Genomic DNA, 17,895 nt, shown 5'->3' with positions numbered 1-17,895 from the left:
GTTTTTAAACCCGACGCGCTTTGAATACGCTTAAAGGCCAGCTCATTCTTTCGTACGCCCTTTTCGACCATCCTCACAGCGCCTTTTCAGCGTCGTGGGCTGTGTCCGCCGTCACGCTCCTGGACATCCGTCCACCGCGAATGAACCTCGCCAGCACCGGCAGAAGCGCGCTCCGGGTTCCTCCTTTCGACTGGGCCGGCTTCTGGGTGATGCGATCGAGCATCATCGCGAGCAGGACGATAGCGATACCGCCTATGGCCGCCTGACCGACATCAAGACGTCCCAGCCCTTGAAGCACCACCAGCCCGAGCCCCTCCGCACCGATCATCGCGATCACAACCGACATGACCATGGCGGTGAGCACGGTCTGGTTGAGACCGCCAAGGATCGTCGGGATGGCTAACGGTAACTGAACCTCCCAGAGAAGCTGGCGCTTGTCCGCTCCGAAAGCGAGACCCGCCTCCACGATCTCGTGGTCGACCATGCGAATTCCGAGGTGAGTGAAGCGGATGAGCGGCGGCATGGCCGTGATGACGACCGCGACCTCGCCCGGTACCGTGCCCACGCCAAAGAGCATCACCACGGGCACGAGATACACAAACGTCGGCGTGGTCTGCATGATGTCCAGCACCGGACGCACGATCCGCCAGACCCGATCGCTGCGCGCGCACCAGATCCCGATCGGAATACCGATCACCGCGCAGAACACGATGGCGGTTGCGATCAGCGAGAGCGTTGTGATGGCTTGATCCCAAACGCCCAGCATCGCGATAACGATCAGTCCCACCAGGGTAAACGCAGCGACCCCGATACTCGCCAAACGCCACGCGAGCAGGAACATCAACAACAGCATGAGTGGGAACGGAATAGCGTGGAGCACGCTGTCGTTGAAGTTCAAGAGCCGTTCAACGGGCCATTTGATCAGCAGAAAGAACGGCCGCAAGTTGAGTGCGATCCATTGCACACCGTGCTGGATCCAGTCGCCGACCGGCAGGCCCGCGAGATCATCGGCTTTAATTAACATGGTGTGCTCCCGCGGCGCCCGGAGCGCCAATGCCGGCAAGAATCTGCCCGGCTTCCAGACGGCCTATCAGCCGGCCGGTGTCGTCTGTCACGCCGATTGTTCCGCCCGCGCGATAACGGCTGGCGACATCGACGAGCTTGGTGTGGACGGGCACGCAGGTGAAGCGCGTGTCTGGCCGGGGCATCGCGCCGCCGCGCGCCAGTTCGATCTCGGACGCCGTCACGGTGCCGAGGATGCGCTCATCGGCGTCGAGCATGAAACCCGGTCCCGGTTCACCGGAAGCGTCGCCGAGGACAATCCCGTTCGGGCTGCGCAGGATGGTCACGAGCGAGGTCATTACCGACCCTGCATCGAACAGTCTTCCCCGGTCGACTTCGCGGGTGAAGGCGGCGACGTAATCGCTGCCGGGTTCAAGCACGATGGACTGCGGCGTGCCTTCGCGCACAAGCCGCCCCTCCGACATGATGGCGATCCTCGAGCCAAGCTTGAGCGCCTCCTGGAAGTCGTGCGTGATGAACAGGATGGTCTTGCTTAGCGTGCGCTGCAGACGCAGCAACTCGTCCTGCATCTCGGTGCGGATAAGCGGGTCCAGCGCGCTGAACGCTTCGTCCATGATGAGGATGTCGGCGTCGGTGGCGAGCGCACGCGCCAGACCCACGCGTTGACGCATCCCCCCGCTCAGTTCATGCGGCAGGTTGTAGGCCCAGCGAGCGAGGCCGACAACGCTCAGTACCTCCTCGGCACGCTTGCGTCGTTCGCCGGCCGACATGCCGCGCAGCTTCAATCCGAACTCGACGTTTTCAATCACACGCCGATTAGGCAGCAACGCGAAATGCTGGAAGACCATGGAGATGCGATTGCGGCGCACGTCGCGCAAACCGGCTTCGTCGAGCGTGCAGATGTCTTCATCGTCCAGCAGGATCTTTCCTGCGCTCGGTTCGTTGAGACGATTGATGCAGCGTGCAAGCGTGGACTTGCCCGAACCCGACAGTCCCATGATCATGTACATCGAACCCGACGGCACGCTCAAGGAAACGTCGTCGAGCCCGACGACCTGGCCCAGCGTCTCCTGCACCTCCGACTTGTTTTTTCCGGCCTTCAGCATAGCCAGTGCTCTCTCCGGCTTGTCCGTGAACACCTTGTACAAGTGCTCGATCTTCAAGCGCTCGGTCATAGCCTCTTCTCCTCTTGAGAGCCTGCGGAACGGGACAGATGCAGCAACGGTGAAAAGTCCGTCGGCACGAGAATCCTGTTTTCCGCCTGCTCGATGTTCTCTGACAGCTTGGGCAGGAAAGCCTGCCATCTGGGATCGTCCGCCAGTTGCTGACGGCGGCGCGCCCGATCCTGAAGGTCTGCGTAAGCCCACAGATGCGTCACCTGGCTCAATGGACCAATCTCCGTTGTGAAATATCCCACGAGACCACCCAGGATCGGCTGCTGGATCGCCAGCCCTTCTTCCCGCACAAGTTGAAGATACCGGCCCATGCGACCGTTCCTGATCCGGTAGATCCGCTCTTCGACAATCATCGGCCCGCCTCCTCACGCATCTCATCATCCCCCGCCAGAAAGCGGCGTAAAAGCGTCGCGACGAGATCCGGTGCCTCGATCAGGATCGAATGCCTCAGGCCGGGCAGGATCTCGAGTTGCGAGCCGGGAATGCGCTGGTGCATGAAGTGCGCCATGCGCGGATTGGAGCCCTGGTCCTCCTCTCCTGTCGCGATCAGGGTCGGTACGCTGATCTGGTCGACGAGTCCGCCGAAGTCCGTTTGCGCCAGCACGCGGTAAGCCGACGCGTAGCAATCGGGATCGTTCTCGGCATTGCGCTGGCGCATGCGCGCGACCAGCTCGGGATGACGCTGCTGGAACCCTTCGGTAAGCCAGCGCGACACCGACGCATCGTAGTGCGAGCCCCGGTCGCCGGCTTGCAGTGCAGCAAGCCGTGCTGCGACCCGCTCACGCTCCTCGGGCGTACGGCCCGCGACAGTGGCCAGCAACACGAGCTTCCTCAGGCGCGGTGCATGCGTGAGCGCCATCCGCTGTGCAATCAGGCCACCGAGCGAGAAGCCGGCGAGGTCGAATGTGTTGAAGCCGACATGGTCAGCGAGAGCCAGCACGTCCCCGACGAAATCATCGATCTCATAGCGGCCCTTCACCAGCGATGAGCGTCCGTGACCCCGCAGGTCCAGTGTCAGGATGCGGAAGGTGTCGTCGAGTTTTGCGGCGACGCCCTCCCACGCTTCGAGGCTCGAACCCACGCCGTGAATGCAGACCAGCGAGCGCGGACCCTCACCCTGAAGCCGATAATTCAGCGCCACGCCACGGCCGCTGAACGTGCGGTCACCGGGCGTTTGCGTCGTTGAAGTCCTGGCACCGTCCATGGCTCAGTACCCCGCGGCCGCGACGCTTGGCTCGCCCCGCGAATCCCCTTCACGGGCACCGTCGCGGGCAGCAAAATGCGGCATCACTTCGTCTATAAAGAGGCGCAGCGTCTTGACCTGCAGCTCGAACGGGAGATTGAACGAGAGGCCCAGGCAGTATTGATCGACGCCCTGATCTTCATACACCTGCAGCTTCCGGATCACCTCGTCCGGCGTGCCGAACATCAGGTTGTCGCGAATGTTGGCGGGATCGTAGTTGGCACGATTGGCCACCGTCTCGTAAGGCACGGGCTCAGGGAAACCGTCCTTCACAGTGCCGATGTTCCGCATCAGGTTTTCAAAGGTGCGGCCATAATCCACGCTGTGGCGCACAGCGGTTTCCCAGTCATCAGGGCGGTCGTAGACACAGGTGCGCCGCTGCATCATGAAACGCGGGCGTGGATGCTCGGGATGGTCGGCCACCGCCTTGCGGAACTTCTCGCCCAGCACCGCGACTTCGGCCGGCGGCGCGGACAGCGGAGTAGACAAGATGTTCGCGCCAATACCCACCGCCCAGTCGAAACTGCCGGGGTCGCGCGTGGCGACCCAGATGGGCGGATGAGGTTGCTGCAGCGGCTTGGGCACGGAAGTCGCAAGCGGAAACTTCCAGTAGTGGCCGTCATGGGCATAGTCGCCTGCCCAGAGCTTCTGCACGGCCGGCACGAGCTCCTTCATATACCCTACGCCCTCCTGCTGAGGAATGCCGCCGGCCATGCGATCGAATTCGTACTGGTACGCCCCGCGTGCAATCCCGAATTCGAGGCGCCCACCGGTCAGGTGGTCGCACATGGCCGCTTCGCCGGCGAGCCGGATCGGTGACCAGTACGGGGCCACCAGCGTCGCCGTTCCGAGCCTGATGCGCTGCGTGTGCTGGGACAACCACGTGAGGATAGTGAACGGATTAGGCGAAACCGTGCACTCGATGGTGTGATGCTCGGCAGTCCAGAGCGTCTCGAAACCGCCTTCATCGGCGATGCGAGCCAGCGTCAGCATATTGGACATGGCGTCCGACATTAAATCGGTCGGCGAAAACCGCTCCATGCTGATTGAGATGGCAAATTTCATGGTGAGTCTCTCTCTATTGGATTTTTTGCAAGCGTCTGGCTTAGCGCAGACGAATGACGAACGGGTCCTGCATGGCGCCCGAGTAGTCAATCACGACGTTCTTCAGGCGCGAGAACTCACGCATCACTTCGAAACCGCCGCGACGGCCGTAACCGCTTCGTTTGGTGCCACCGTTAGCGGACATGTAAGCCGCCGAGCGATAGGTGTTGACCCAGACCGTGCCCGCCTCTATGTCGCGCGCAAAGCGCAGGGCGCGGTCGATGTTCTGAGTCCAGATGCCGGCGGCCAGGCCGTATTCGGTATCGTTGGCGAGCGCGATGAGTTCCTCTTCCGTGTTGAACGGAACCACGCCCACGACAGGCCCGAAAATCTCCTCCTGCATGAAGCGCATCTCGTTGCGAGCCTGCGTCATCACGGTTGGCTCGAAGTACCAGCCGCGCGATAAGGCCGGGTCTTTTGGCTGGCCCCCGCCGACCGCGATCTTCGCGCCTTCGTGCACGCCGGAAGCTACGTAGCCCACTACCTTGTCGAGCTGGCTCGCGAGCGCGAGCGGGCCGATGTCGGTGTCGTCGGCCATCGGGTGTCCGACCTTCACTCGCTTCGTACGCTCAACCAGCGCCTCCACAAACCGCTCATACACACTTGCTTCCACAAAGCATCGCGACCCCGCCACACAGGTCTGTCCGGCCGCCGCAAAGATGCCCGATACAACACCGTTCACCGCGCGATCCACGTCGACATCCGAGAACACGACGTGCGGCGACTTGCCGCCCAGTTCCATCTGGCAGGGGACGAGATTTTCGGCCGCATTGCCGGCAATCTTGCGGCCGGTCACCGTGCTGCCGGTGAAGACAAATTTGGCGATGCCGGGATGGCGCGTGAGCGCGTCGCCCGTGGTTGCACCGTCGCCGGTGACTACGTTGAACACGCCCGGCGGAAAGCCTGCCTCAATCGCCAGTTCGGCGAGCGCGAGCGTTGAAGCCGTCGCATGTTCGGAGGGTTTCACGACGACCGTATTGCCTATCGCGAGGCACGGCGCGAGCGTGCCCGTGAGCATCATCAGCGGCGAATTCCACGGGATGATCATCCCGACCACGCCTATCGGTTCACGCAGATTGAAGTTCAGCGTGTCGAGCTTGTTGACGGGAATCGTGTCGCCCTGAAGCTTGTCGGCCATTCCGGCGAAGTAGAGATACGAGTCAGGGATAGCCCGCATCTGCGCGCGCATTTCCTTGATGAGCTTGCCGTTGTCGCGGCATTCGATCAGCGCCAGTTCGTCGGCGTTAGCGAGCACGAGGTCGGCAAGACGGCGCACCAGTTTGCCGCGATCGGTCTGCGTGATCCGGCGCCACGCCGGGTTCTTCAATGCGGCTTGCGCGGAACGCACGGCGGCATCCACGTCCTCGGCATTCGCCTGCGCAAACTCATACCAGGGCTGCGCCGTCGTGGGGTCATAACTGGATACATACTGGCCGCTGCGCGGCGGCGTGAACTCTCCATGGATGAACAGATTCTGTCTCGATCCCTGCAAGCTTTCGACTGTCGTTTTCATCATGTCCTTTCCAGACTCAAGGTTGCGAATGCTGCAAATGCTGCATGTGCGGCTGCGCTGCGCTCACCATCGCGACACGGCCGCCATCGTGTGAATCCATGTAAATGCCGAACCGTCCGCCCGCGCTCTCGGTCACATAACGCCGCAGCATTCCGCGTATTTCCGTCGTCGGAATGTCGTCGTATGGAAGCTGATCGAGCGGGAAGAAGCAGAAGTTTTCGGGGATCTCGCAAGCCGCACGCGGCAGCGCCAGCCGCGCGCGATAGATCAGGTAACCGGAGTCGCTGCCGGCTGCGTCGAAGACGGAATAGAGGAACGTATCGTCGGGCAGCAATTCCAGGTCGTCTCCTCCCGCAATAGGAAGCCGGCCATTGACGAGCCGGTGGGGTGCACTGGGCAGCGTCCAGCCGTTCTTGCCGTCGCTTGCCAGCAGCAGCGATCCTTCCGCCTCGATGAGATAACCGACGATCATGTTGTGCGATGAGAGCCAGCCTGGCGGCAACGGATTCTTGACTTGCGCGTAGCGGCCACGGCAAAAACCCAGCGGCGCGGAGGGACTGGTTCCAAAGGCCTGGACCCGGCCGATGAGGATCGTGTGGTCCCCTGCATCGACCCGGTCATGGACCGTGCAGTCGAACCACGTCAGGCATTCCGTCAGCACCGGGGCGCCGGTGTGAACGCCGTCATGGCTGACGGCAGCGAATTTGTCGGCGGATTTGGAGGCGAACAGATTGGAGACGTCGGTCTGCGCTTCGTGCAGCAGATTGACAGCGAAGTGATCGGTATCCTGAAAGACAGGAAAACTCGAAGCGCCCTTTCCTACGCATACGAGCAGAAGCGGCGGATCGAGCGACACCGACGTGAACGAGTTTGCCGTCATGCCGCGCGGACGGCCTTCGGCGTCACGGGTGGTAATGACCGTCACCCCCGTCACGAAGGTGCCGAACGCCCGGCGCAAGGCCACCGGATCAACGGCGACAGGTTTGTCTGAAACTTCGGCTTGCATGGTCTTTACCTCGAACGTCGTTACGTTGACGTCTAAGTTAAGCCATGCAAAAAAAGGTTTCTTCCGATGGACCGAAGGACGTTCGAGCCTAATTAACCTCTCATTCGGGGGATCGGCTTCGCGTGCTTCGCGGACGGTATGCTGCTCTCGACCAAGCTGTGCAGTTGCAATGCAAGCTCGATCGCGAAACGCTGCTCCGGCGTTTCGACCTGGATGCCAAACAGGTCCGAGATCCTCGACAAGCGGTATCGCAAGGTCGTCACGTGAAGGTCCATCGCATCGGCGCAATGCTGACTGCGGCAACCCGAGCGAACATAGGCCGCCAGGGTTTCGAGGTAAGCCGACTTGTGCTTCTTGTCGTGCTCCACTACGCGTCCTATGGCGCCGTCGATGAAGCTGCGTACGTCGGCCGAGTCAGCCGCGCCTATCAGCATGGGCAACGGCCCGAAGTCGGGGACGGTCATCGCGCCCCGCCTGCCGAATGTGCGGGCAACCCGGATCATGCGCCAGCAGCGCTCCCATTCCTTCGCGATCGATTCGAGCCCTTCGCAGGTATCGCCAACGACTACGATGGGCTCACTGCCGAACGAACGGAACAAGGTCTCGGACACGCGCTGCGCCAGTCGCGCGACCCGGTCCAGTTCAACGCCCTCTTCCTGCGGCACGAGACACACCAGCGCGCCGCCAACCGTCACGATGTGCACCGCAATATGCTGCTGCGCAGCAAGCAACGCGACCGCGCGATGACCATCGACGGAAAGATCAGCGGACGCGTTCGTGCGATCCGGGAAATCCGTCACGAGCATGCGCATGGGTGCCGCGAGCGACAGCCCGAGACGCCGCGCGCGGCGCAGCATGTCCTGCTCGTCGCGCCAGCGTCGCTCGACGATTTCGAAGAACAATTCGGTGAGCGTTCGCGTCTCGAAGCGAAAGCGTATGACGCTGCGCATCAATTGCACGCTCAGCGCAAACTTCGCACTTTCGACAAGCAGTTTCTGAAGATCATTCGCGTCGGACTTGTCGAAGGTCAGCAGCGCGCCAACGGCTTCGTCGTCGACCATGAGGGACTCCATGCGCGCGTCAAGCGAAAGCTTGTCGGAGAGGTGCAGCGTGATCGTCTCGGCGCGCCGTGTGGTCACGGCGTCCCGGACCTCGCCAAGAATCTGACGGCCCGTTGCACCCTCGAGCATGAGGCGCCACGCGTCGTTGTCATGGACACCCGGCACCGGCGACTCGGACCCAAGCAGGCTGCTTGCGAAGAAATCGACAATGAGCACAGGCGCATTAAGAAGATCGCCCAGCATCGCGGTGAGGGTTTCTATGGAACCGCCGGCAAGCACTTCCTGCAACAGCGAACCCTGGGCGCCCAGCACGCGGCGCAATTGCTCGGCCGCGGCAAGCTGCGCGCGATGCCGATGCGCACGTTCAATCGCAATCGCCCCCAGATGCACGATGATCCCCATGAACGCGAGGTCGTCCGGCGACACATCCACCACCTTGCGCGACGTAACGGACATCACCATGGGCCGCCCTTCCACGTCGACGCACGCCATGGGATAGATCAGCACGGTGCAATACCCGCGCTCATGAGCTTCAAGCCGATAGCCGGGGAATTCAACGGACTCACGTGCATCGCGGATATACACAGGCTCGAAACGCTGCAAGGCAACCAGCGCGGGACTGGTCGCCAGTTCCCAGCGGTCTCCCAGCGGGCGGCGCAGCATGGCGTTGGTCTCATGGCGCGCGGTGACCAGCGCGTAACCATGCGCGAGGTCCACGGTCATGATCGCACCCAGGTCCCACGAGCCATGCCTGCATGCCGCCTGGATGAGGTCCCGCAGCAGCGTATCGAGGTCACCGTCCGAGTTGATTTGGCTCGCGACATCACGAAGCGACATGATTCGCGACAGTTGATCTGGCATGTCAAAGCGTCCAAAAGTCTTTTTTCAATATACGACATAACGTAGCAAAAAATAAAAGATTCATCCCCCGAAGACGCGGAGGACGCACCCGTTTCGCATCGTTAGCATTCGTATGGGACGAGCCAATAACCCACTGATAACCAACCGCTAACCAACGGAGTGCGCAAATGGAAACTGGGATTCGCAAGATCGCGACGTTTATTGAAGAGACCGTCATCGAGGGCGGCCGGGCAGCGGAGCGGCCGATCACGACCGTGGTCGTTGCGGCAATCGTCCGCAATCCGTGGGCAGGTCAGGGCTTCGTGGAAGACCTCCGGCCGGAGATCCTGCGTCTTGCTCCCGTGCTGGGCGCCGAGATGACCCGCCGGCTTGTGGCCATCATGCCCGCCGATCGTGTCGAAGCGTATGGGAAGGCAGCAACCGTAGGCGTGAACGGTGAGATCGAGCACGGCTCGGCACTGATCCACACGCTTCGCTTTGGCAACATGTTCCGCGAAGCGGTCAACGGCACCGCATTTCTCAGCTTCACGAACACGCGCTCTGCTCCCGGCGCGCTCCTGTCTGTCCCGATGATCCACAAGTCGGAAACGGGCAAGCGTTCGCACTTCATCACGGCGACGTTCCAGGTGGCAGATGCGCCCGGCCCCGACGAAATCCTGATCGCGATCGGTGCGGCGGATGGCGGGCGTGCTCATCCGCGCATTGCCGATCGCTTCCAGGACATGGCGGAGATGGAAGCCGAAAAAGCGGGCGCTTGACCAGCGGGACGTGCTGGCGGCGTGGACCTCGTGGCCGGTTACCGGTTACCGGTTACCAACGTTGTTCGTGAAGGAGTAGTCATGCGTGCATCACCCGTTGTGCCGGCCAAACCGTTCATCGGCCATGACGATGAACGCGCATGCCCGATCGTGTTGTCGAAACACACCTCCACACTCGACGCGCATAACGACGGGAACGCCCTCGAGAGCGATAGCCCGGTGGCCGCCTGATGGTGATCAAGCTCGACCGTTACGACATCGCCATCCTGCGCGTTCTCGCCCGCGATGGCCGCATCACGAAATCAAAGCTAGCCGAAGAGGTGAACCTGTCGATTTCACCCACCTGGGAAAGGGTGCGCAAGCTCGAGGAGAGCGGCGTCATCAAGGGTTATCGTGCGGAACTCGACTGGGTCGGGACCCTCAACGCGAGCCGGATCGTGGTGGAAGTGACGCTGGCGCGGCATACGGAGCGAGACATGCGCCGCTTCGAGGAGGCCATGCAGGCCGCACCGGAAGTCGTGCAGTGCTATGCAACGGGCGGGGGCGTGGATTACGTACTGCATGTAGTGTCACGAGACATCTATCACTACCAGCGCTTCATTGACTCCTTGCTGACAGGTGAAATCGGCATCGAACGCTACTTTACTTATATCGTTACAAAGGTCGTGAAGAGCATGCCTGACAGCGTGCCCGAGTGGGAGTGAGGAACACTTCGATAAGCCGCAGCGGCAGTAGGACACTAAACCTCAATATGACATCAGGAGACGACGTTCATGAAAGCAATGATGCGAGCGGCAACCGTCGCGGCGTGCGTGGCACTGGCAATGCCTGCCATGGCGGCATCCCCACAAGCGCTGCCAGGCACGGGCAAGACAATTCACTATGCGCAGACTGACAGCCTGGGCGCGAATTACGTCGCGGTGCAGATTGTGAAGAAGGCACTGACATCGCTGGGCTACGAGGTGAATTTGAGCACCATGGGAACGGTGCTGTTCTTTCAGGCGGTCGCACAGGGCGACGTCGACATGGAGACCGACGTCAATTTTCCGCAGAGCGAGCCTGATTTCCGCGTAGTCCAGAGCCAGGCGGAAATGGTCGGCGGCGGAGAGATCATTGGCGGTGGTATCAATGGCTATCTGATCGACAAGAAAACCGCGTTGGCGCACAACATCACCAGTCTCGAACAGATGAAGGACCCGAAGATTGCGGGGTTGTTCGGGGACGATAACAAAGCACAACTGATCAGCTGTGATCCAGGCTGGAGTTGTGGCGACGTCGTCAACTATCAGTTGGACAAGTTCGGACTCCGGCAGACCGTGCATCCGGTGAGCGGCAAATACGAGGCGCTGATGGCGGACGTCGTGACTCGCGTCAAAGAAGGCAAGCCGGCGTTCTTTTATGCGTGGAGTCCGTCATGGACGACCAATGTGCTTGTTCCCGGCAAAGACGTCGTGTGGCTGCCAACACCCACCGACGCGTTACCGCCGAACGTGCCGAACCGGGGCTCCGCGCTCGTGAATGGTGTCGAAGGGTGTGCGGGCGGCGCCAATCCGTGCCGTATGGCCATGGCATCCTGGAACTATGGCGCCGTCGCGAACAAGGCATTCATCGCGGCCAATCCGGCCGTCAAGAAGCTCGTCGAGCAGATCCGTTTTCCATCGGCGACATGGTCGGCGTGGGAACTTGCGATCAGCAAGGGCAACGGCGCAACAACGGTCGTCTCGACCCTTGCGGATCAGTGGTTGGCCGCAAACAAGACGCAGTTCGACGGCTGGGTTGACACGGCCCGCAACGCGCATTGAAGGCGTCCCGGCGCTGAAAAGTGATTGGCAGCGCAATGCAAGCTAGACGTGCACTAGTCCAGACCCATGCTTCGCGACGGCTCTTCATTTCGCATGCTGTAGGCCGACAAGATCCGGTACAAGGTGACGCGGGATACGCCAAGATCCCGCGCCGCTTCGCCCACGCGCCCGCGATTCCTCAGCAGCGTCATTTCGATCGCTTGTCGTTCTCCCACTTCCCGTGCCTGAGCAAGCGACATGGGGATGTGGTCCGCAAACTCGCCCAGTTCCAGGTCGCGCGCACCGATCAACCGCCCTTCGGCCATCACGATCGCGCGCCGCACGCGGTTGATCAGCTCACGCACGTTGCCCGGCCAGCGATAGTTATGAATTGCAGCAATCGCATCGGGGGCAAACCCGCGCAGGCGCCGGTTTGCATCCTTTTCGAAGCGATCGAGCATATGCCTGGCCAGCACTTCGATATCCTTGCCACGCTCGCGCAACGGCGGCTCATCGATTTGCAATACGCACAAGCGGTGGTACAGGTCGGCACGAAACCGGCCTTCGGCCATCGCAGCCTGCATGTCGACGTGGGTAGCCGAGACAATGCGCACGTCTACCGGCGTAGAACCGTGACCGCCCAGCCTCTCGATCTTTCGTTCCTGCAGGAAACGCAACAGGCTTGCCTGACTCTCGAGCGGCAAGTCGCCAATTTCATCGAGGAACAACGTGCCGCCATTCGCCGCTTCCACGCGGCCGATCTTGCGCTGGTTCGCTCCGGTGAAGGCGCCGCGTTCGTACCCGAACAACTCGGACTGCAAGAGATGCGGGGGAATTGCCCCGCAATTGATCGCGACAAACGGCTCGTCACGCCGCTCCGAACGCGCGTGAATGGCCGTGGCCGTCAGTTCCTTGCCCGTTCCCGATTCACCTGAGATGAACACCGGGGCGTCGGTCGCCGCCACCTTGCGGATCGCACGGAAAAGCGCAAGCATCGCGTCGCACGAGCCGATCATTTCGCCCTCCGTGACGCCATCGTCTTTACCATGACGAGCGTCGCGTGTGGCGCTGTCATGCAGCGCCACCATTCCGTAAGCATGGCCCAGCGCATTCAGAATGCGCTCGCCCGATGCCGGGATCGTGACATAGTCAAAACAGAAATCGCGGACGAGGCGTCTGATGGTCGGATCTTCAAGCTGCTCAGGCGACACGAGCGCGACCCATCCCATGGTCTTTACCGATAACCATGTTTCGACCAGACGCAGATTTCTCAGCACGCCTCGCGCTGAGAAATCAAGCAATCCGCCGCTGGGTTGCGATGAAAAATCACCCGGTTGACGCTCCAGTTCCAGCGCTTTGACGGTCCAGCCGCGCGTGTCCAGGAGCGAACGAAGTTCGAGCGTCAGAGGATTGCCAACGCTAAACAGATGCCTGGGAAGTCGGGAAGAAGCAGCCATGAAAGTCATACCGGTTAGTTAAAGCGAACACCACCATCGAATGCCGCTGAAATGACCAAGCGGGCATTGAGGCGAACACGGCGTCGATGTCATCGTCACTCGCATCCACGATCGGCGAGTGCCTTACCGAACCGCCGGCGTTGTTGATCAGCACATCAACCTGTGCCGAAGGCTGCACGCACCTCCGACATGGGCCTGTGGACTTCGATGATCTCGCCTATGTCTGCGTGAAACGGCCCGGCAGGGCTGCCGGGCTCTCAGATCATCTGGACTGCTTATCGGCCTCTTCCACGCTGCTGCCATCCCGCACAGCCACGCATGCTGCTGCATTGCCGGACCCCGGGGCGGTCGCAGCACCGATGCCGGCGCCAGCTCCCGTCCCCATGATCACGACACTCTTTTCTCTCAGGCTCTGGACTGCGCCCTGGTGTAATTAATGACCGCCTTGCGTCATAGCCTCGAATTGCTTGAAGAAACGAATGAGGCAGTTCAAATATTCCTCGCCAATTGGCGATAGTTCCTTCGGGCTGGGAACCAGGATTGCCACAGGCGGCGTGTTGTCCGACACCCCTGCAATGGGCCGCCAGACAACCTCTCCCCGATCAATTTCGTCGATGAAACCCAGCTTGGTAAAAAACCCGACCCCCCGTCCCCGAACGACCATGGACTTGATCACACGGATAGAGTTGGACTGCATATGGACCTTCGTTTCCTCCCAGTGGCGGGAGTACTCGAGCGACAACGGGCTCGGTAATTCATCGCCTACGCCTGTCTGAAAAATGGGGTATTCACGACATTCCTCGAACGTCACCTGGTCTTTCCTTGCCAGCGGATGAGAAGCCGACAGCACAGCGCCGCTGGGGAAACTCGCGGTGGCGGCGATCCGGGTTCCGGCAGGCGCTTTCTGGCAAAAGCTGATGCCTATGTCGAATTGCCCCGACGCCACTCGCTCCGCCACCTTGGACAACGATGCGTACTGGATCGCGTAGGTCACGGCGGGAAACGACTCGCCAAAATCGTCGATAGCCGCCGGCAACAGTTTCTCCATGGCCGAGTCCATTGCAATAACGGAAATATGGCCGGTTCGCTCGCCTTTCATGGCGTCGAACTCCGCACGCATTGCATGAAAACCATCCAGTGTTTCGCGGATATGCTTGAGCAACCGTTCGCCGGCGGGCGTCAGTTTCAGCCCGCTCGGCAGGCGGTCGAACAGCTCAACCGCCAGTTCATCTTCGAGGTTCCGTATCTGCCGGTTGATAGCGCTCGGAGCAACGAACAAATGTTGCGCCGCCTTGCGCATCGAACCGCACCTGGCAACTTCAGTAAAATATTTCAAAACGCTGGCATGCATGGGAATCTCGACCTCGTTACCCGTATTACTGTCTCGTATAGCTGCGGACTTCCGGATGGTCGATGCCGGCCGGGCCGACGTCGCACGCTCCGCGGGGACTGCCAAGCGCTGTTACCGCAGGCCCGAAGAATTCCGAATTGATCCGCTCATATTTTTCAAGCCCGGCTGGGCATCGTTGGCATCAATGCATGCCCCGGTAATGACATGTGCCATCAGAGCCCCCTCCACACTGGCTTACGATGCTCCTTGAATGCCAGGACACCTTCCAGCGCATCTTCCGATTCCAGCGCGGTGACCAGCGCGGGCAAGCGCATGCCCTGCGCAGCGGATGGAGACAGTCCCTGCGTCGAGCGCACGAAAGCTTTTATTGCGCGCAACGACAACGGCGCACAGGACAAGATCTCGCAGACCCAGCGCTCGACCGCCACATCAAGATCCGCGCGTGGCACGACCTCGTTGACGAGTCCCATCTCGAACGCTTCGGTCGCCTTGACGTGTCGTCCGGTCAGCAGCATGCCCATTGCATGACGGTAGGGAATCTGGCGCGCGAGCAGCGTCATGCCGCCGTCGAGCGGCATCCTGCCTACTTTCGGTTCCGGCAGCGCGAATGTGGCTTCGTAGCAAGCAACGGCGATATCGCAGCCAAGCATCAATTCCAGTCCGCCGCCAAGCGCATACCCATTGACGCGCGCGATGACCGGCACGTTCAACGTGTCGCGTAGCGGCAATCCGCCGAAACCTTTTGGCAGCGGATGCGCCCAGTAATCGAGCCCGCTGGAACCCGCCGCTTTTATATCCGCGCCGCTGCAGAACGCGCGCTCGCCGGCGCCTGTCAGCACAACCACGCGGACGTCCGGGTCCCGTTCGATCCGTTGCCAGGTATCTTCCAGTTCCTGCTGCGCGGCGGAGTCGAGTGCGTTAAGCACCTCGGGCCGGGAAATCGTAACCCGTGCAACACCGCCGTTCACTTCCAGAGTTACGCCCATTGAATCTCACCTGTCATTTGACGAATCCGTCGCCAAATACTTCGGCGGTGTGCTGTCCGAGAGAAGGCGGTGGCCGGCGCAGTTCAACCGGTGACGCCGACATCCGGATCGGGCTGCCGATCAGCTTCAACTCCCGTCCTATTCCCTGCCCTTGCAAGATCATCTGGTTGTGATGCGTCTGTTCGTCGTCCAGCACCTCGCGCAGATGCTTCACAGGTGCGCACAGCAGGTCCTTTTCTTCCAGCAGGTGAAGCCAGTGATCGCGTGTCTCGCGGCGAAATCCCTCCGCCAGGATGCTGCGAAGTTCAGCCTTATGCAGCAATTGCTGCCCGAGATTGCAGTAGCGCGAATCAGTCGACAGGTCGTCGATTCCGAGCACATCGCAGATATCGCGTAACGGGTTCGACTTGAACGCGCCGACGAGCACGAACGCTGCGTCCTTCGCGTGAAATACCGACGAAAGCGGCATCGCGGCCCAATTCAGTTCGGAATCCTCCATCATCAGCATTGCCGCCTCCTGCATCTGGATGGCAAGCATTGAGTCGTACAGCGACACGGCTATTTTCTGGCCGGTCCCGGTCCTGTCGCGATGCAGCAGCGCGAGCAAAATGCCCTGTACCATGTGCATGCCGGCCGAGTAGTCCGCAAGCGTGGTCGGATAGATGTTCAGCGGCACCGACTCGTCCGATCGCCGGGCCATGACACCCGACATTGCCTGCGCCAGCACATCCTGCCCCCCCTTCGCGCTATACGGCCCCGTTTCGCCAAAGCCGGTTCCGACGGCAAAGATGATCCGTTCGTTAAGCCTTCTGCATTCCTCATAGCCGAGGCCCATACGCTCCATCACCCCGGCGCGAAAATTACTGGTCACGACGTCAGCCCCGGCAATGAGTTTCTTGACGGCTTCCAGCTGTGCCGGGTCGCGCAAATTGAGCGCCACGCTCCGCTTGTTGCGGTTCAGGCTGCAGAAGACCGGGTTATCCGCACCGGCGACCGGCCGGAACGTCGAGCGGCTCAGATCTCCTTCAGCTTGCCGCTCGATCTTGATCACGTCCGCACCGTAGTCGGCCAGCATTTGGGTGCACACGGGGCCCATCATCACTTGCGTGAAATCGACAACCTTGATTCCCGACAGCGGGAGCTCGGACACAGACGACTTGAACGAAACCGAACTCATGCGGCCACCCCGATCATGGCGCCTTCGGCCAGTGCGGGAATGTCAGTGTTGGACCTCATCTGGTCCCCCGGGTCCGCGCCCTGTGCGCGCAAGGTTCGTTGCAGCAGGCCGACATCGATATCGCGAACCTTTTGGCCCGCGTTGAGGGCCTGCACCGCGGCGACCCCTGCGGCTTCGCCCATTGCCATGCAGGGTGGAATTTCACGCGACATTTTTTGCGCCTGGGAGGTCGAGGAGTAATGGCGGCCCGCGATCAGCAGGTTGTCGACTTTCTTCGGCAGCAGCGAGCGATACGGATAGTAGTAGTCACGTCCGCGCGCGATTGCGTCCGGAAAACGGGCCCGCTTCATGACGTCGTCCTTTGTCATCACATACTCGCCCTGCAACAGCCGCGTTTGCCGGACACCGGTCTGAGAGGCGAAGTCCACCACATAGCTCGACTGAAAACCCGGGAAATTCTTTTTCGCAAATTCATGCATGTCGTGAGCGATCTCGCGCCCGAGCATTTCCACCTTGGTCAGGTCTTCGACCTCGATCCCGTTATAGCCGGGCAAGTGCGGGCAGTTGCACCAGACGATGCCCTTCAGTGGCGTCTTGAGCCACCAGTAGGCCCACGCGCCGCCCAGCATCTGCTTGATCGTCCGGTCCAGCGCGGCGTAGGCCACCGGGTCTTCGAATTCGAACCGCTCGGCGGTGTCGGTATCCACGCCACCGATCCGGAAGACGGTCGTCATGATGTAGCTGCCGCCAATGTAGGGCGCACCCGCCGACGCGGCGACATCGAGGTCGCCCGTGGCGTCGATCACGACGTCTCCGAGAATGGCTTCACGCCCGTTCTTGGTCTCGCACACCACGCCTTTGACGACACCGTCCTCGATGATCGTGCTTGAGAACCACGAATGCAGGCGCAGTTGAACCCCGGTCTCCTTGACGAGCTCGAGCGATACACGTTTCCAGCCATCCGGGTCGAACGCCACCGCAAAACAAACCGGACGCGGCCTCTGGTGGCTATGAAAATCGAACGTGCCCCAGCGAGCCCACTTCCGGTACGCCTCTTCGCTCTGCCGCCATTCGGCCGATTTCGGATAGACAGCCAGGCCCAGATGCGACAGCCGCTCAATGAATTGCAGGCACGTGCCCCGCACTGAAATTTCGTGTTGGCTCGCGTCCCACATGTCGTCCAGTATCAGCACCATGCCGCCGGATGCCAGGCCGCCAAGATGGTTATAGCGTTCAAGGAGAATCGTCTGCGCACCATTGCGCGCCGCCGCCAAAGCCGCGGCCACGCCTGCGGGGCCACCGCCGACGACCACCACGTCGGCTTTGGCAACGATCTTCGTATCGCGAGCCGGTTCATGCAGAAAATTATTAAAAGTCATTTTTTTCCTTGCTGCCTGTA

At 61.1% G+C, this 17,895-nt stretch carries 17 protein-coding genes; 4 read left to right on the top strand and 13 right to left on the bottom strand.

The features are described from left to right. Nucleotides 1-73: 73 nt before the first annotated feature. From AWB69_RS06790 to AWB69_RS06755, 8 genes are all read right to left on the bottom strand, one after another. On the bottom strand, nucleotides 74-1,024 hold the full coding sequence (locus AWB69_RS06790; RefSeq protein ID WP_062083546.1) for an ABC transporter permease: 951 nt from the start codon (nucleotides 1,022-1,024) through the stop codon (nucleotides 74-76). Further along, on the bottom strand, nucleotides 1,014-2,198 hold the full coding sequence (locus AWB69_RS06785; RefSeq protein WP_062083543.1) for a quaternary amine ABC transporter ATP-binding protein: 1,185 nt from the start codon (nucleotides 2,196-2,198) through the stop codon (nucleotides 1,014-1,016). Before AWB69_RS06785 ends, AWB69_RS06790 begins: the two co-directional genes overlap by 11 nt. After that, on the bottom strand, nucleotides 2,195-2,551 hold the full coding sequence (locus AWB69_RS06780; protein ID WP_062083541.1) for an NIPSNAP family protein: 357 nt from the start codon (nucleotides 2,549-2,551) through the stop codon (nucleotides 2,195-2,197). Before AWB69_RS06780 ends, AWB69_RS06785 begins: the two co-directional genes overlap by 4 nt. After that, complete coding sequence (locus tag AWB69_RS06775; RefSeq protein WP_062083538.1) at nucleotides 2,548-3,402, bottom strand: alpha/beta fold hydrolase; 855 nt, start codon at nucleotides 3,400-3,402, stop codon at nucleotides 2,548-2,550. The genes AWB69_RS06780 and AWB69_RS06775 overlap by 4 nt, the downstream gene beginning before the upstream one ends. 3 nt (nucleotides 3,403-3,405) lie before the next feature. Continuing rightward, nucleotides 3,406-4,506 carry an LLM class flavin-dependent oxidoreductase gene (locus tag AWB69_RS06770; protein WP_062083535.1) on the bottom strand — a complete coding sequence of 367 codons (1,101 nt, stop codon included), beginning with the start codon at nucleotides 4,504-4,506 and terminating at the stop codon, nucleotides 3,406-3,408. A 40-nt stretch (nucleotides 4,507-4,546) separates the two neighbouring features. Next, entirely contained in the window at nucleotides 4,547-6,058 is a 1,512-nt protein-coding gene (locus tag AWB69_RS06765) for an aldehyde dehydrogenase (protein WP_062083731.1), read from the bottom strand. Between the two features lie 16 nt (nucleotides 6,059-6,074). Beyond that, nucleotides 6,075-7,064 carry a flavin reductase family protein gene (locus tag AWB69_RS06760; RefSeq protein ID WP_062083533.1) on the bottom strand — a complete coding sequence of 330 codons (990 nt, stop codon included), beginning with the start codon at nucleotides 7,062-7,064 and terminating at the stop codon, nucleotides 6,075-6,077. Between the two features lie 92 nt (nucleotides 7,065-7,156). After that, nucleotides 7,157-8,986, bottom strand: a complete 1,830-nt coding sequence (locus tag AWB69_RS06755) for a helix-turn-helix domain-containing protein (RefSeq protein ID WP_062083531.1) — start codon at nucleotides 8,984-8,986, stop codon at nucleotides 7,157-7,159. A gap of 167 nt (nucleotides 8,987-9,153) precedes the next feature. On the opposite strand from AWB69_RS06755, the gene AWB69_RS06750 reads away from it, so the two are divergent. The 4 genes from AWB69_RS06750 (at nucleotide 9,154) to proX (ending at nucleotide 11,546) form a co-directional block, all read left to right on the top strand. Further along, a complete protein-coding gene (locus AWB69_RS06750) occupies nucleotides 9,154-9,744 on the top strand; it encodes an amino acid synthesis family protein (protein WP_062083529.1) in 591 nt (196 codons plus the stop codon). An 81-nt stretch (nucleotides 9,745-9,825) separates the two neighbouring features. Further along, nucleotides 9,826-9,975: a hypothetical protein gene (locus AWB69_RS47505; RefSeq protein WP_156528761.1), complete on the top strand. Its 150-nt coding sequence runs from the start codon at nucleotides 9,826-9,828 to the stop codon at nucleotides 9,973-9,975. A gap of 5 nt (nucleotides 9,976-9,980) precedes the next feature. After that, nucleotides 9,981-10,448: an Lrp/AsnC family transcriptional regulator gene (locus AWB69_RS06745; RefSeq protein WP_062083729.1), complete on the top strand. Its 468-nt coding sequence runs from the start codon at nucleotides 9,981-9,983 to the stop codon at nucleotides 10,446-10,448. 69 nt (nucleotides 10,449-10,517) lie between these two features. After that, nucleotides 10,518-11,546, top strand: coding sequence for a glycine betaine/L-proline ABC transporter substrate-binding protein ProX (gene proX / locus AWB69_RS06740; RefSeq protein ID WP_062083527.1), 1,029 nt, complete (start codon nucleotides 10,518-10,520; stop codon nucleotides 11,544-11,546). Between the two features lie 53 nt (nucleotides 11,547-11,599). Here the strand turns inward: proX and AWB69_RS06735 are convergent, their stop codons facing one another. The 5 genes from AWB69_RS06735 to AWB69_RS06715 form a co-directional block, all read right to left on the bottom strand. Beyond that, on the bottom strand, nucleotides 11,600-12,982 hold the full coding sequence (locus AWB69_RS06735) for a sigma-54 dependent transcriptional regulator (protein ID WP_062083727.1): 1,383 nt from the start codon (nucleotides 12,980-12,982) through the stop codon (nucleotides 11,600-11,602). Nucleotides 12,983-13,415: 433 nt separating this feature from the next. After that, nucleotides 13,416-14,333 carry a LysR family transcriptional regulator gene (locus AWB69_RS06730; protein WP_062083525.1) on the bottom strand — a complete coding sequence of 306 codons (918 nt, stop codon included), beginning with the start codon at nucleotides 14,331-14,333 and terminating at the stop codon, nucleotides 13,416-13,418. A gap of 212 nt (nucleotides 14,334-14,545) precedes the next feature. Beyond that, nucleotides 14,546-15,319, bottom strand: coding sequence for an enoyl-CoA hydratase-related protein (locus AWB69_RS06725; protein ID WP_062083522.1), 774 nt, complete (start codon nucleotides 15,317-15,319; stop codon nucleotides 14,546-14,548). A 13-nt stretch (nucleotides 15,320-15,332) separates the two neighbouring features. After that, the gene (locus AWB69_RS06720) at nucleotides 15,333-16,496 is read right to left on the bottom strand and encodes a CaiB/BaiF CoA transferase family protein (protein ID WP_082913286.1); all 1,164 of its coding nucleotides are present in this window, start codon (nucleotides 16,494-16,496) and stop codon (nucleotides 15,333-15,335) included. Then, the gene (locus tag AWB69_RS06715; RefSeq protein WP_062083520.1) at nucleotides 16,493-17,875 is read right to left on the bottom strand and encodes an FAD-dependent oxidoreductase; all 1,383 of its coding nucleotides are present in this window, start codon (nucleotides 17,873-17,875) and stop codon (nucleotides 16,493-16,495) included. Before AWB69_RS06715 ends, AWB69_RS06720 begins: the two co-directional genes overlap by 4 nt. Between the last annotated feature and the right edge of the window lie 20 nt (nucleotides 17,876-17,895).

This window comes from Caballeronia udeis, assembly GCF_001544555.2.
Lineage (GTDB): Bacteria > Pseudomonadota > Gammaproteobacteria > Burkholderiales > Burkholderiaceae > Caballeronia > Caballeronia udeis.
The sequence above is the reverse complement of the archived record's forward strand: the minus strand, read 5'-3'. Positions and strand labels throughout refer to the sequence as shown.